Annotated in this window: 17 protein-coding genes; 6 read left to right on the top strand and 11 right to left on the bottom strand. The window is 46.6% G+C overall.

Annotated elements, in window-relative coordinates:
* The first annotated feature begins 120 nt into the window (after nucleotides 1–120).
* Nucleotides 121–675, top strand: a complete 555-nt coding sequence (locus tag QUA24_RS09230) for a glutathione S-transferase family protein (RefSeq protein ID WP_333229023.1) — start codon at nucleotides 121–123, stop codon at nucleotides 673–675.
* 84 nt (nucleotides 676–759) lie between these two features.
* On the opposite strand, the gene QUA24_RS09235 is transcribed toward QUA24_RS09230, so the two are convergent.
* The 3 genes from QUA24_RS09235 to QUA24_RS09245 form a co-directional block, all read right to left on the bottom strand.
* Nucleotides 760–897, bottom strand: coding sequence for a photosystem II reaction center protein K (locus QUA24_RS09235; protein ID WP_006634808.1), 138 nt, complete (start codon nucleotides 895–897; stop codon nucleotides 760–762).
* 60 nt (nucleotides 898–957) lie between these two features.
* Nucleotides 958–2,088 carry a tRNA guanosine(34) transglycosylase Tgt gene (gene tgt, locus QUA24_RS09240; protein ID WP_333162452.1) on the bottom strand — a complete coding sequence of 377 codons (1,131 nt, stop codon included), beginning with the start codon at nucleotides 2,086–2,088 and terminating at the stop codon, nucleotides 958–960.
* A gap of 228 nt (nucleotides 2,089–2,316) precedes the next feature.
* Entirely contained in the window at nucleotides 2,317–2,766 is a 450-nt protein-coding gene (locus QUA24_RS09245) for a hypothetical protein (RefSeq protein WP_333085519.1), read from the bottom strand.
* Nucleotides 2,767–3,025: 259 nt separating this feature from the next.
* Between QUA24_RS09245 and cobS the strand changes: the two genes are divergently transcribed.
* A complete protein-coding gene (gene cobS, locus QUA24_RS09250; protein ID WP_190732248.1) occupies nucleotides 3,026–3,823 on the top strand; it encodes an adenosylcobinamide-GDP ribazoletransferase in 798 nt (265 codons plus the stop codon).
* A 65-nt stretch (nucleotides 3,824–3,888) separates the two neighbouring features.
* Here cobS and QUA24_RS09255 read toward each other — a convergent pair whose 3' ends face one another.
* From QUA24_RS09255 to QUA24_RS09265, 3 genes are all read right to left on the bottom strand, one after another.
* A complete protein-coding gene (locus tag QUA24_RS09255; RefSeq protein ID WP_333229025.1) occupies nucleotides 3,889–4,596 on the bottom strand; it encodes a transposase in 708 nt (235 codons plus the stop codon).
* Complete coding sequence (locus tag QUA24_RS09260; RefSeq protein WP_333229027.1) at nucleotides 4,589–4,996, bottom strand: helix-turn-helix domain-containing protein; 408 nt, start codon at nucleotides 4,994–4,996, stop codon at nucleotides 4,589–4,591. Before QUA24_RS09260 ends, QUA24_RS09255 begins: the two co-directional genes overlap by 8 nt.
* 501 nt (nucleotides 4,997–5,497) lie before the next feature.
* The gene (locus QUA24_RS09265; RefSeq protein WP_333229029.1) at nucleotides 5,498–7,249 is read right to left on the bottom strand and encodes a hypothetical protein; all 1,752 of its coding nucleotides are present in this window, start codon (nucleotides 7,247–7,249) and stop codon (nucleotides 5,498–5,500) included.
* A gap of 374 nt (nucleotides 7,250–7,623) precedes the next feature.
* Between QUA24_RS09265 and QUA24_RS09270 the strand changes: the two genes are divergently transcribed.
* Together QUA24_RS09270 and QUA24_RS09275 are read left to right on the top strand one after the other, a co-directional pair.
* Entirely contained in the window at nucleotides 7,624–7,854 is a 231-nt protein-coding gene (locus QUA24_RS09270) for a hypothetical protein (protein ID WP_242723336.1), read from the top strand.
* Between the two features lie 50 nt (nucleotides 7,855–7,904).
* Complete coding sequence (locus QUA24_RS09275) at nucleotides 7,905–8,117, top strand: hypothetical protein (RefSeq protein ID WP_333229031.1); 213 nt, start codon at nucleotides 7,905–7,907, stop codon at nucleotides 8,115–8,117.
* A gap of 570 nt (nucleotides 8,118–8,687) precedes the next feature.
* On the opposite strand, the gene QUA24_RS09280 is transcribed toward QUA24_RS09275, so the two are convergent.
* The 4 genes from QUA24_RS09280 to QUA24_RS09295 form a co-directional block, all read right to left on the bottom strand.
* The gene (locus QUA24_RS09280) at nucleotides 8,688–9,089 is read right to left on the bottom strand and encodes an MgtC/SapB family protein (protein ID WP_333085418.1); all 402 of its coding nucleotides are present in this window, start codon (nucleotides 9,087–9,089) and stop codon (nucleotides 8,688–8,690) included.
* A gap of 103 nt (nucleotides 9,090–9,192) precedes the next feature.
* Nucleotides 9,193–9,849: a hypothetical protein gene (locus QUA24_RS09285; RefSeq protein ID WP_333229033.1), complete on the bottom strand. Its 657-nt coding sequence runs from the start codon at nucleotides 9,847–9,849 to the stop codon at nucleotides 9,193–9,195.
* A 244-nt stretch (nucleotides 9,850–10,093) separates the two neighbouring features.
* The gene (locus QUA24_RS09290; RefSeq protein WP_333229035.1) at nucleotides 10,094–11,059 is read right to left on the bottom strand and encodes a BadF/BadG/BcrA/BcrD ATPase family protein; all 966 of its coding nucleotides are present in this window, start codon (nucleotides 11,057–11,059) and stop codon (nucleotides 10,094–10,096) included.
* A gap of 72 nt (nucleotides 11,060–11,131) precedes the next feature.
* Nucleotides 11,132–11,488, bottom strand: a complete 357-nt coding sequence (locus QUA24_RS09295) for a zinc ribbon domain-containing protein (protein WP_333229038.1) — start codon at nucleotides 11,486–11,488, stop codon at nucleotides 11,132–11,134.
* A gap of 215 nt (nucleotides 11,489–11,703) precedes the next feature.
* On the opposite strand from QUA24_RS09295, the gene QUA24_RS09300 reads away from it, so the two are divergent.
* Nucleotides 11,704–12,030 (top strand): phasin family protein, encoded by a 327-nt coding sequence (locus QUA24_RS09300; RefSeq protein ID WP_006634797.1) that lies wholly within the window; start codon nucleotides 11,704–11,706, stop codon nucleotides 12,028–12,030.
* Between the two features lie 280 nt (nucleotides 12,031–12,310).
* Complete coding sequence (locus QUA24_RS09305) at nucleotides 12,311–12,898, top strand: FKBP-type peptidyl-prolyl cis-trans isomerase (RefSeq protein WP_333229040.1); 588 nt, start codon at nucleotides 12,311–12,313, stop codon at nucleotides 12,896–12,898.
* A 92-nt stretch (nucleotides 12,899–12,990) separates the two neighbouring features.
* On the opposite strand, the gene dnaB is transcribed toward QUA24_RS09305, so the two are convergent.
* Nucleotides 12,991–14,316 (bottom strand): replicative DNA helicase, encoded by a 1,326-nt coding sequence (gene dnaB, locus QUA24_RS09310; RefSeq protein WP_333229042.1) that lies wholly within the window; start codon nucleotides 14,314–14,316, stop codon nucleotides 12,991–12,993.
* Nucleotides 14,317–14,409: the final 93 nt, after the last annotated feature.

A 14,409-nucleotide genomic window follows, 5' to 3' on the forward strand; every position in this document is an offset into this window, starting at 1 on the left:
TCATTAGTCAGTAGTTATTAGTGGAACAGTGACATCAAAGTCTCTGGTGGTTGCAATTACCAATTACCAATTCCCAAAAAATGCTATAACAGCAATATTGCGTTAAAGGATAAAAATTTTGTGCTGAAACTTTACGGCGGAGCCCGCAGCAGGGCCTCAATTATCAAGTGGTATCTAGAAGAAATAGGAGTTCCCTACGAATTCGTCTTGCTGGATATGCAAGCAGGGGCACACTTGCAGCCAGAGTATCTCGAAATTAACCCGATCGGCAAAGTACCCGCGATCGCCGACGGAGATTTTAAACTTTGGGAATCGGGCGCAATTCTGCTGTATTTAGCTCAAAAATATGGTAAGATGCCACACACTTTGGAGCAGCAAGCTCAAATCGTGCAGTGGGTCACGTTTGCTAACGCCACCCTGGGGCCGGGAATATTTACAGAAGCAACTCGCGATCGCGAAACTCCCAAGTTGTTAAAACCGTTAAATGAAATTTTCGAGAAACAGCCGTTTTTAATGGGTGATGAATTTGGCGTAGCTGACGCAGCAGTCGGGTCAATGTTGGCCTACATTCCGATGATGCTAAAACTAGACCTCAGTGCTTATCCGGCTGTTGTAGATTACATCAAGCGGATCTCAGAAAGACCGGCATTCAAAAGTGCGATCGGCGGTAGCTGAAGCTAGAAAGAAGAACGAAACAAAACTTAATACCTAAAAGCAGGGGCAATTCAAAAATTGCCCCTGCTTTTGATGAAATCAAACTTATCTAAATCCGACAGCCGCCTGCCAAACAAAAGCCAGCAGCAAGAAAAATACGGGAATGACCGGCAAAACATTAACCAAAGGCTCAAAAATCGAATAAGCTTCGGGCAGTTTTGCTAAGAGTAATGCAGCTTCCATGAATCAACCTACCTATCCAACAGAATTTTCATAATTGTCGCATATCTTTACCCACGGCAATCATGATTGATCGACTCTCGGTGCAAGCCAGTAGGCAAACTCTTCAGTAAATCGATCAGCCAAAATCGCCTCCCGCATCCTCCCCGTAAAGCGAATCAACTCTGTCACATTGTGAAGCGCCAGCAAAGTATACCCCAGCACTTCGTTAGCCCGCGCCAAATGGGCCAAATAAGCCCGACTGAATTTTTGGCAGGTATAACAAGGGCAAGACTCATCCAGCGGAGCAAAATCCTCCCGGAACCGAGCATTTTTCAAACTCCAGCGTTCCCCACCCACAAAAGCCGTCCCGTGGCGGGCCAGCCGAGTCGGAATCACGCAGTCAAACATATCTACCCCACTCGCCACCGCCAGCGCCATTTCCCGATAAGTCCCAATCCCCATCAAATAACGCGGTTTATTTGCCGGCAACAGAGGCGCAGTCACCTTTACAATCTCTGCGATCAAATCCCCCGATTCCCCGACACTAACGCCGCCGATGGCGTAGCCTGGTAAATCCAAATCTACCAACTGGTTCGCCGCGCGCGATCGCAAATCGGGGAAAACGCCCCCCTGGACGATCCCAAACAAAGCTTGATCCGGGCGCGAGTGAGCTTGCATGCAGCGTTGCAGCCAGCGGTAAGTGCGATTTGTGGCAGCCTCCACCTCCTCCCGCGTAGCGGGGTAAGGGGGACACTCGTCAAATGCCATAATCACATCAGCACCCAACTCATTCTGAATTTCGATCGATCGTTCCGGTGTCAAATTAATCATGCGGCCATCGCGGGGAGAGCGAAAAGTCACCCCATTCTCAGAAATAGTCCGCATTTGGCTCAAGCTAAACACCTGAAAGCCGCCCGAATCCGTCAGCATCGGGCCAGGCCAAGCCATAAATTTGTGCAATCCGCCCGCGCCTGCGACAATCGCTTCCCCCGGCTGCAAGTGCAAGTGATAAGTATTTGCCAAAACCATTTGAGAACCAGCAGCCTCAAGATGTGCAGGTGTCAAAGTTTTGACATTAGCTAGCGTCCCCACTGGCATAAATTTAGGCGTTTCCACCACACCGTGGGGAGTGGCAAAAACCCCTGCACGGGCTTGGGTATGGCTGCAATTAGCCTGACATTTAAAAGAAAATTTCGCCTTGTCCTCAGTCATTAGTCCCCGATGCTCGTTAACCGCTACTCGGCCGTCCGTGTTATTTAATCTATTGTTGATGACATCGCGACAAAAAAAACCATGACCCCGCCCAAAAACGGAGACAAGTTTCCGACAATCGTCGTGGAGGGCAAAAAATTTTAGACCTTAGTTCTAACTCCCAGATTCACGGCGCTGCAAGTAAATCTAAAATCTAAAATCTAAAATCTAAAATTGACTGACTGACGATTAAAACGGGGAATCATCGTCGTCTAATTGTAGATCCCAGTTGCCTGAGAGTACCTGATCGACCACCGCATCCAATGCCGCAGCATTTAAATTCCGGGCGAATTGCTCTTGCAAAGGATTGGAGAGGGGAATTAACCGCAACTGCCGTCCATCTTGAATCAGGTCAAAATAAGCACCATCTTCAGGCGACTGTTTCAGTTCCAGGTAATCAAAACTATAGACGTTCAAATAAAGCGCATGGTTGGCAATCAGGGTAGAACGGTGGGGGTTGGCGAAGACTTCGAGCACATAACCTTCCCCTTCGCTATAAATCTGGCCATCTTGTATGTGAAGGTAGCGGACACGTCCTAAATCAAACAGCAATCTTTTGATATCGCGTTTGTTGACGACAATCCCTGTATCGATGATGCAAGGAGCAACTACCCTGTTATTCAATTGATCGTGACTCATGGAGTAAAAGCCTCTGTTGTAGTATTTTCCCGTCTTGAACATCAGGGAGTTAGCTAGAATTCTTGGGAAGGGAAACGCGGATCTTGAGTTTAGTCATTTTAGATAGGGAGCTTGGGGATCGCTGCCGACAGAGGTTTTCCGGGGAAAAGAGCGGGCGACAGGAGGAATGCTCGATCCAAAAAACTAGGGTGTTACAGTCCAATTCTGGCACACGCTAATCGATTGACAACTGCATACCAGATGAAAAATTTTCTATCTTATGGTGCATGATAAATGGGTTCGCTCTACGATCGACTTTTTCCGGAATCAAGGCGCTGCCATCGCAGCCGCAGTCGCTTTTTATACTTGTTTGCCGGTACCGGTGTCTTGGACTTTGGAGTTTCGGGGCATTGCCCGCTTGGCACCGGCGATCGGGCTTTTGATTGGGGGGATGCTGGGACTGGGGGATGTTGGGTTGCAGTTGTTGGGAATGCCTGCTCTGACTCGATCGGCCTTGGTGGTAGTCTTGGGCATCGCCGTGACTGGCGGGCTGCACCTAGACGGGGCAATGGACGCGGCGGACGGGCTGGCTGTACCAGACCCGGTACGCAGGCTGGAAGTCATGCGGGACAGCGTTACAGGAGCCTTTGGGGCGATGGCTGCGATCGCGATCGTGCTGCTGAAAACTGCCGCTCTGTCGGACTTGAATAACTATCGGTGGCTGGCTTTGATGGGTGTGGCGGGTTGGGGGAGATGGGCCCAACTGGTGGCGATCGCCCGCTATCCCTATCTCCGGGCAGAGGGTAAGGGAGCTTTTCACAAGGAATCGATTTATTCTCCTTTTGATTTTATCCCCGGAGTGCTGTTGCTGCTGAGTTTGAGCGTGGTGCAAGTTGTCTTGGAGGGCGATCGGTGGCTGTTGGCGGTGGGGATGGCTTTGGGGGGAAGTGCGATCGGAATTTTTGCCGGAGCCTGGTTTAACCACCGTTTGGGCGGCCACACGGGCGATACTTACGGTGCTGTAGTCGAGTGGACGGAGGCTTTATTGCTGTGTCTTTTGGCGGCTTTGGAAGGGTAAGTTATGCCATGTTGCCATTGTTTGAGTGAAAACTCTAGTACAGCTCGGCGTAAATACACAGACTATTAAACAGCCAAGACTTTACCCTTATATGTCCACTTAAAAGGTTTGGCTATTGTTTGATTAAAGTAGTTAATAAAATTGAGGATGCGATTTTTCAGATCGTACTGACTGGTGAAACTTGCTCTTTTGATTAATTTCCGCACCAAAATGCTGAACCAAATCTCTATTTGATTAAGCCACGAAGAATGTTTGGGTGTGTAATGGAAAACAATTTGATGTGTTGGGTCACTTAAAAAAACAGTGCGAGATTTCATAGATTGAAGTATGCCGCTTTTTCCCTTAATACCGAGGTCGATATCTAAGCCTTCTTTCTCGGCGACCAAACGCACCAGTGATTCAGATTGGTGAGTATTCAGACAATCCATAATTAGATGCCATTTTTTGGCATCAGGGTCTGTTTCAATGATGTGACGAATATTCAGTAAAAAATCCGATTCTGTTCTCGAATCTCCGCAAGTTGGCTCAATTATTTTACCATTCGCAATATTGAAATTAGCGATCAAGGTTTGCGTACCATGACGAATATATTCAAACTCTCTTCTTGCAACTTTCCCGGGTCGCATTGGTAAGTCTTTTTCGAGACGCTCAATAGCTTGAATCCCTGTCATTTCATCAACTGATATAGTGTATTCTCCATTTTGACTGCGTTCAATTGCAGTCAGATATAACCCTGTAATATCTTTAACTTTTGCATCAAATTCTTCATCCACAGGGGGGGGTTAACCAGTAGCGCGAGGCGTGTGGTTTAATTTCTGCTTCTTCTAATAATCTGCCAACATGGCGGACTGATATACTTTCAATAATGCCTTGTTTCATGATTTCCTCCGCCAGCTCTCTAGCTGTCCAGTGACTTATTGGTCGTCCATAATCGGACGGTGAGGAACAGGCGAGTGCAAATAACTCGGTTACTTGTTCCATGCTGAATTTTACTGGTGCGCCAACACGCTCTCGATCTTGTAATCTTTGCAAAATCGATAAGTCTTTTCCCTCGCTCTCCAACCATCGGTTTCGCCATAAACGAGCCATCTGCCGATTAATCTCTAGGCTTCGGGCTATTTCACGATGGTTTTGACCATCAGATGCCATGAGAATAATTTTGGCTCGTAGCACGATCTGTTGCGGCGTGTTGTGTCTCTTGCTCAACTGGTGAAGTTGATGACGCTCGCCATCGCTTAATTTTCATGTTTTAGGCATTAATAATGCCATATACGACTCCCTTATTACCTACCGAAACTGGTCTAAACTAACTATGTTATTCTACCACAAATATAGTCTGTCTACTTACGCTGAGCTTTACTAGTCCTCAATTTAGCAAATAACGACGGTTCTAGCAGGTGGAAATCCGCACTCAATAGCAATGGTTTTCATCCTGTCTGCCTTCAAATGCCACCCTAGATTAGATACAGCAAACCTCAAACTATAAAGAAAGCTATGGGATACTTTATTGCTGCGATCGTCCTCGGAATGTTAATTGGGGCTGGCTTCGAGATTGTCTAAACAATCCGCCCCTAAGAGAGCGCACCTTATACAAAAACGAACCAACCGGACATCATATAACAACACAAAATGAATGGAAAATGCCACTGCAAATTTTCCATTCATTCTCAATTTTTACGCTTTCGGCTCAACCCAAACCGTCATCCCTTCAACCCTCAAACCTTTGCCGCGAGTGCCACAGTATTGACCGTTAGCAGTAACAGGAGTATCGCCCACATTTTGGATGTGAGCCGTATAAAATACGTCGTATTTATCAGCTTGCGGCCCTGTCAGGCGGGCGGCAAATCCCTCAATGCGCTTGGCTTTGCCCCGGAATCCAGCTAACTCTCCTTCCGAGATCCAAGCAGTGTCGCCCACTCCTTCAACGTGAGCCATGTACTGCAAATTTAAACCGGCAAGGGGAGGCTCTATTTTAATTTGAAATCCTTCGACGCGGCGGCCTTGAGCTTTAGTACCCGCATATTCTCGATCGCTAAAAGTTCGATCGCCAATTCCTTGAATGTGCGCCAACACTTTTAAACCCACAGGCGCCGCAGCTTGGGAACTCGCAGACGGCGCGATCCAAACTTTGATACCTTCTATTCTCAAAGCTTTGCCGCGAGTACCACAATATTCGCCATTGGAGGACACCTCGGTGTCGCCGATATTCTGAATGTGAGCGGTATAAAATACGTCGTACTTATCAGCTTGTGGCCCGCTCAATCGCACTGCAAATCCTTCAATTCGTTTCGCTTGACCCCGAAAACCTGCCAATTCTCCTTCGCTAAGCCAAGGAGTGTCGCCAACACCTTCGACGTGAGCCATGTACTCGACATTTAAGCCGGGAATTAGCGGGTCGATCTTAATCGCAAATCCTTCGACACGCCGCCCTTGAGCTTTTGTACCCGCGTATTCTTGAGCGCCGAAAGTTCGATCGCCAATTCCTTGAATGTGCACCAAAACTTTGATGCCCAAACCGCCTTCTACTGCCACCGCTGGTTGAAGGTTCCGGGGTGCGCCAAAAACAATGTTCCCCGAATCGGTTGTCTGAAGAGACTTAGGTACTTCCACGCTGGGAACAATAATTACTTCGTGCATGGGGACAGAAGGTGCGGGGGATTCCAAAATCTGGATCTGTGGCGCAACTGTAACTTGTTTCGGTGCCACATTTCCTGACGGGATGACAATCACTTCTGGCAAAGGTTCGGCGCTGATTTTTTGTTCTGGCGCTGTTTTAAATGCGGGTTCGACTTGTGCAGGTGCTGCTTTTACCATCTCAGCAATGGTTAATTTGCCTCTGGAAATGGCTACGGCTATTTGTTTGCCAAAAGCGGCGCTGACTGTTTCTTCGAGAATTACCCACTGTTCGTCATCTAATTTGTCTTGCTGTTCCACCAGGGCGAGCACTGCTGAAACTGGGTGTTTGCCGCTGACTAAGGATTCTGCGTCGGAATGCAGTTGAGTTGGGGTTGATTCGGAAATCGCGCGTTGCAGTTCGCGGGCTTTGGCATGAACTGATTGTAAGGGTGCGAAGTCGCTTTGTTCGCGGTGGGCGATCGCCAATACTCGATCGATCACTTTCAATGCTGCATCGCGAATTTCTGCTTTACCTTCAGAAGCTGCGGCAGTCTCGACTAAGTTTTGAATGTCTTTGAGGGAAGTAATTTCCCCTGGTGCAATCGCGGATTTGTTGAGTTCGAGAGCTTGTTTTTGGACTGCAGCAAAGTTGCGGCTGTAGGCGGCTACTTCTTGCAGCAAGCTGTCAGAAGGAGGAAGACCTGAGTCTTGCAGTTGTTTTGCTGCTTTGGATAGGCGATCGGCCAAATTAGCATAAGTTTCCGATAGTCGGGCTATTTGTTGTAGCAAATCTTTATGTGGTGCTTCCATATGTCTTGCCGTAAATATTTAACTTGCTGATTATAGACGTTGAGCGTCTTCTGAAGGTAGAAGGCAGTAGTCATCAGTCATTAGTCCCTGGGAAAAATAAAAATGCTCCTCCTCTCCGACTCCTCCACTCGGACACTCTCCGACTCCCCCACCCAGACACCCGGACACTCTGCGACTCCCCACTCTCCGACTCATCCTCTGGCATCCCCCGCGTGATCGCCGTCACAACCGTGCAAATACTTAGTCACACTCTGCGACTCCGGCTGTCACGAGTGGCCCGTAACAATGTCACACCTATCGAGCCATAGCCGTCACTGCTGATTCTGTGAAAACAGTTAATACTGATGCTTGAACCAATAAAATCCCGAAGTGTTATGGTACTAATTCGCGACCTCGCCCAGCAAGCTCTGGCTCTAGGCTATCTAACCCTTGAAGCCGAAAATCAACTGCGGCGGATGTTAACTACCACCCAGTATGACTTGGAAGACTTAAATGCTTTTATGGCTTTGCAACTAGCAGCTATGTCCGGAGGAGTGAAACAAGAGTCTCGCGAGCTAAAAAAGTTTGAAATCTTTGGCGAGACGGCTTCCGAAACTTCTTGTTAGTAATTAGTTGGCTTTTGATTCGTTAAAATTTAGTAAGGGACATTTCTACCGTGCAGGTTCGTGAAGTTGTAAAACAAGCTATTGCCGCTGGATATTTGAGTTTGGAAGCGGAAAATGAAATGCAGAAGATTTTTTCCTCAGCCAAGTGTGATTTGGAAGATTTGAACGCTTTTATGAGCTTGCAATTAGCTGCGATGGCGGGTCGGGTGAGGCAAGAGTCTTTGGAATTAATAAGGATGCCAAATTTTGCGGATAGAAATTAATTTTTTATACAATTATTTGGCAATACAAGTATTAATTTTTCTCCTCAATAAACACGGAAAAGCTATAATTATTTGGATGACTTCTCTACTAATTAAATAAAAAAATATTGGTATTTTGGTTCAATGGGTGTTGAGCAAATTAAATAAAATCGAAATAAATATTAAAATGAATATTTAAGTAGAGAGTGAGGACTTGACTCCTCAAAGGTCAGGCTTGGATGACTAGACCTGTCAAGGTGTAGTCAAAGTTTTTGCTTCGTAACAGTTGAGCATTCTGCTTGAAAAGTTATCTAAGCTGTTGCGGCATTTAAATTATGTGTCAAAAAACAATCAAACTCTTGTGGGATGGGCTTCTAGCCCGCCCCGAATATATAATTTAAATGCGCGACAGCTTATGATCAATGATTAACTGGAGTTGGCCTGAAATAGCTAATATTATTTCCCCTCCATCGACCGCAATAAAATTAGTGAGTAGTGAGGACTTTAACCCTCATAAAGCTCGCTCGTGCTTCCGCCGTTACTACAAAAGTAATAAGGGTTATAATACCCGCTTTTATATCATCACTGAGACTATTTCCTACGACTCCGACGCTCTAACTCTTTAATTACTCTCAGAACAAACAGCGACATTAAAGCGCCAATTAATGCTAGTTGCCACAACCCGCATCCGGCAGCAGTTCCTAAAGCTGCTGACACCCAAATAGCGGCGGCAGATGTGAGTCCGTGAACTTCAACTTTACCTCTTTCCTGGTGATTTTGCCGCAGGATTTCTCCGCCTCCCAAAAACCCAATCCCGGCAGCAATGCCTTGAATTACCCGCGCTACAGCATCTCCTCCGTTTTCATTTTTCCCCATTGCTAGCGGCATTAAAACAAACAGTGCACAACCCATGCTAACTAGCATATGAGTTCTCAATCCCGCTGGTTTGTTTCTGAGTTGGCGCTCCCATCCAATAATTCCACCAACAAACATGGCTAGGCACAACCTTAACAGTATGCCTAGCCAATGATCGGGAGACCACAAGTTAGCGATCGACAATGTTTTACTGCAAATAATTAATCCGAAGATTCCAATATTAGCGGAGTACGATGTCCGATCGCAATGTCACTGCCAAATCTTGTTCCGGGCGAATCACGAGCACGTCAACGCTGCGCCGCCCCAACAATACTCCAGCTAAAGCGCCGATTCCAACGCCTCCCAATACTTCTTCAGTCGCGATCGCTTTGTCGCCGGTAATGCCTGCGAGTGCGGCTGCGGCTGCTGCACCCAAGGCTGCACCTTGGGCTACTGAACCTGTGCCAGCACCTTTTTGGACTCTTTCGGTTCGGGTAATAATTCCCGAATAGCCATCAATCCGATAGCGTTGGCGGCGGCTGATAATTAACTCTCTGGCAACAAATTGAGTACCCATTTGATTGCCTCTTCTGACAGGTTGCAGTGCCCCGACTATCTGGCTGCCTCCGGGGATTAATACTCTGCCTTGAGGTGTGCGGATGTCTTGCGCTACTGTTAAAGTTAAAGGTGAAGTTTCTTCGCGGGTGACAACTATTTTGTCTTTTTCATACCTAACTGGAATTACACTGCCCGACGGAATTCGGATGCTATCAAATTGGGAAATTCTTTGTTGGGCTTCTGCGGGAGTAGCTACCACCAGCGGCGCGCTGGTTCCAACTGTAATGCCAAGTGCGAGGACTGCTGCTGTTGCTGAACGCCATTTTTGAGAAGTAATCATATAAATTGTCTCCTTGCTTCGGTTTTTGTTTACTTAGGAACGCACTACTGCTAAATTTGTTTCTTGTTTCGCATTCATCTGATGTTTTGATTATGGCAGGCTGGAATTCTACCAGTTGGGAAGATAAGGTTGATAACCCAGAAGTTGAAAATTTGGAAAAATCGAGAAAATCCGCAAGACAGGGGCGATCGGGAAGATAAGGAAGATAGTCAACAGTCAACATTCAACATTCAACATTCAACAATTAATTGTTGAGAGCGTTTAAGGCTAATAATCCAGCACCGAAAGCTGGTTCGTATCGGGGCGAAATAACCTGAGCTTTTGGGGCGATCGCACTTATGGCTGCTTCAAACCGACCTCGGCAATTTGCCTCTCCACCCCACACACCTCCTACTATCACAATTTCAAATTCTTCTGTTTGGTTAAATAGCGCTGAAAAGGCTATTTTGGTTGAATAGGTTAATTCTGCTACAGCATTATTGATAATGCAGTCAGCGACGCGATCGCCCTCTGCTGCGGCTCGATCGACAATCGGCGCTAAAGCTGCAATTTCTTTGACTCCCCAACCGCGCCCGTAAACAACTTCTACTAATTCTTCTAGGTTATTGAGGCCTAAATGCGTTTGAAGTTTTTCCGCAAGCGTGGTAAAATCTTCGCGTCCGTCATAGAACTTCAAAGCAGCTTGCAAACCCTGAAGGGCGATGTTATATCCGCTGCCTTCATCGCCTAAAATATATCCCCAACCGCCGACTCGTTTAGTTTTCCCTTGACGGTTTTGCCCGAAAACAATGGAACCGGTTCCTGAAATAACGGCGATACCCACTGGATGACCTGTACCGCCAGCAAGTGCGATCGCGCAGTCGCTGCAAATTACGATATTCCTGGGCAGGAACGATCGGGTTACTGGTAAAGTATTCGTCAACTGCAAGTTCTGCACTACAAATTGCACTATTTCACGATCTTTGGGACGCCCAACTCCTGCTAGTCCCAGACCAATTGCTTCTATGTTGAGATTGCTATTCGTCTCGATTTTAGCGGACAGAACTGCTCGTTCGATCGCCAATTGGATGGATTGTTTTGCTGTCTCAATTCCCAGGGTTTGATAATTTGACGGCCCTGCTTCACCCCGTCCTAAAACAAGGTGGTTGTCATCCATTAAAAGGCAGATAGTTTTAGTGCCGCCACCGTCGATGCCGAATACGTAGCTCATGAATAATTTAAAGAATAATAGAGCAACCCAGATTAACAGAGATATCTCTATTCTACGCTTTGTACAATCCGATTAAATCGACAGAGCAATGCTAATAATAATTAAACCTAATAATCCTAACCAAACCAGATGGCGCTGACACCAATTTTTGATTGATTGCATCCAGCCGCCACTGATGTAACGGCTCGTCTGTGGCACCAGCGGCTCAGCTTGATTGTGATAAAGCGTGCATTCTTTGGCAAAGGGACGCTGCGGGTAGTTGCAAGTGTCGTCTGCGTGATAAATACAGGTAGTGCACAGAAATTCTTCGGGTTTTGATCTATAAAGAGGGATACCCGGATGACCGAAAGCTTTGAGGGGGATTTTGCAGTGTGGACAGGCGAGCGCTTGGGCCTCTACAGGTTGGTGACAGCGGGGGCAATCAGGCATAGACAGCAGGGTTATGGGGTAATGTGGTGGGTAGGCTCATTAGGGGGTTTTCCGAACGCCGATTAGCGCGATCGGCTCGCCATCAGGCGGCTGGGTGCTCCAAAATAGAAAGGTAGGTGTGCGCTGACGTAACTTTAAGTTTACAGATGGTTTCGCAGCGACAGCAGGCGACCTGAGCCGATCGGGTATGAAAGGGCAAACATTAGGAAAAATCTATGGATAACAATAGCAACTTACTCAAACAACTGGTAATGCTGGGCATTGGTACTACCTCTCTGGTAGCCGAGAAATTGCAGGAAGCTAGCGAGCAATGGGTCAAAGATGGCAAAATTAATCCCGAGCAAGCCAAAACCTTTGTCGATGACATGACGGAGCATCTCAAGTCTGAGCAGGGCAATTGGGATACGCAGTTGCAGCGGCAACTACGGAATATTCTCCAAGATATGGGAGTTCCCCGACAGTCGGAAATGGATGAGTTGCGGGGAAGACTTGATCGTTTGGAACGTCAGATGCGGGATTTAGAAAACCGTAACTGGCGCTGAGTTCGATCCTCTTCTGCAAGCTTCGCTAACGCCCGCGAGAAGTTCGCTGCTATCTTGTGATAAGATTGTCACCCGAAGGCAGAAGGCTAAAAAAAGGCACTTATGTAGAAGCCATTTATGTAGAATAACAAACATTTTGACTTCATACTTTGGCCTGAAAAATTATCTGGTACCTGCCGTTCTTTGGTGGAAAAGTTCAGATAAAATTTGGTAGTTCTTGTTGTACTAGATGTCTTAGATATCTGAGATATCGCGGTTAAAAGTATTAGGAGGATTAATTTTGCGAGGAGTTCTAGTCAGCTTGGGAGTAATGCTGGTTTGCTTTTTGTTTTTGATAGTCGCTCAAATGGGCGGTTCTGGGTCCCAAGCAGTTGCAGCCGAATTGAACAATCTTTTACCCGAGACTGCTATTGAGAAGTTGTCAGCGCAGTCTTTGAATGAAAATAGCTTGCTAGTAGCTGATGCTACTTTACCAGAGGTACCAGCTACTATCGCTGGCAATGACATGACTGATAATACTGAGAAAACTGTCACCACAGATTCCGGTCTGAAATATGTTGAATTGAAAGAGGGTAATGGGGCGACTCCAAAAACCGGGCAGAAGGTGGTCGTGCACTACACTGGAACTTTGGAGGATGGCACGAAGTTTGACAGTTCGCGCGATCGCAATTCTCCTTTTGAGTTCCAAATTGGCGTGGGTCAAGTAATTAAGGGTTGGGATGAAGGTGTCGGTACGATGAAAGTTGGAGACCGCCGCCAATTGATTATTCCCCCTGAACTCGGTTACGGTGCTCGCGGTGCGGGCGGGGTGATTCCTCCTAATGCTACGCTGATTTTTGATGTGGAATTGTTGAGAATCGGTGGCTAGGTAGCTCAATCTAATTCAACGTAAAACTTTTACGGTGTTTAGAAACCCGGTTTTTTTTAAGAAACCGGGTTTCTGTGTATGTTCTGGTTTATTTACGATCGCTTCGGAGATGCGAGATTGCGGAAGCAGGTAAATTGGGCGTCAAATAATAGTTTGATGATTCCTGTGGGCCCGTTTCTGTGTTTGGTAATAATTACTTCTGCAATTCCGCGATCGGGCGAATCAGGGTTGTAATATTCATCGCGGTAGAGCATAATTACTAAATCTGCGTCTTGCTCGATCGATCCGCTTTCTCTCAAATCAGACATCATCGGCCGCTTGTTTGTCCTCGCTTCCACACCCCGACTCAACTGAGATAAGGCAATAATCGGCACGTTGAGCTCGCGGGCTAAACCTTTAAGACTTCTGGTAATTCGAGATAGTTCTTGCACGCGGTTGTCGCTGGTACCTTCCATTAATTGCAGGTAATCTAGCAAGACTAATCCTAGGGTTCCACCTTGTTCTGCTTGGAGGCGGCGGACTTTCGATCGTATTTCTGTGACGGTAATATTGGGAGTATCGTCAATAAACAGCGGTAGTTCTGATAAGTTACCAATGGCTGTACTGATGGGTTCCCATTCGTTTTGACTGATTCTACCCGATCGCAATCGGTTACTTTCTATTTTGGCTTCGCTGGACAGGATACGCTGCACTAGCTGTTCTTTCGACATTTCTAAGCTGAAAACGGCAACCGGCAATTTCTGCTGTCCGGCGGCGATGTGGTGGGCGATGTTGGTACAGAAGGCGGTTTTACCCATCGCCGGCCTAGCCGCAACGATGATTAAATCCGATCGCTGAAAGCCTCCTGTCATGGCATCTAAGTCATAGAAACCGCACGGAATACCGGGAAGTGTGAGGCCTTCATTGCGATTTTCTAGGTCTTGAAATGTTTGGTTTAGTGTTTCGCCGATTGACACTAAATCTTGTTGCGGACGTTCTTGAGTTATACTGAAAATTTCTTGTTCGGCGCGGTCTAAGACTGTTTCTAGTGGTGTTGCCGTCTCGTAACCTAATTGTACTATGTTGTTGCCAGCTTCGATTAATTTGCGGCGCTGATATTTGTCTTCAACTAAAACTGCATATTGGTCGATGTTGACTGCGGAAACTGTGCGATCGACTAATTGTGCTAATTTACTTAGTCCTCCTACTTGCTCTAACTGGTTGCGGTCCGTCAGCGAAGTTGTTACCGTCATTAAATCGGTAGGTTGACCCTGTAAAAATAGCGCTAATGCCGATCGATAAATGACTTGATGAGCGGTGATGGCAAAAAACTCCGGTCGCAGCAGTTCGGCAATTCGGGAAATAGCTTCGGGGTCAATTAAGATTCCCCCCAAAATTGCTTCTTCTGCCTCTATATTTGTCGGCATCAAATCGCTCATTGGTCAATAGTCCTCAGTCAGTCGATTTTAGATTTTAGATTTTAGATTTTAGATTTTAGATTTTAGATTTTAGATTTTAGATTTTAGATTTTA

This window comes from Microcoleus sp. Pol12B5 (assembly GCF_036701335.1).
Lineage (GTDB): Bacteria > Cyanobacteriota > Cyanobacteriia > Cyanobacteriales > Microcoleaceae > Microcoleus.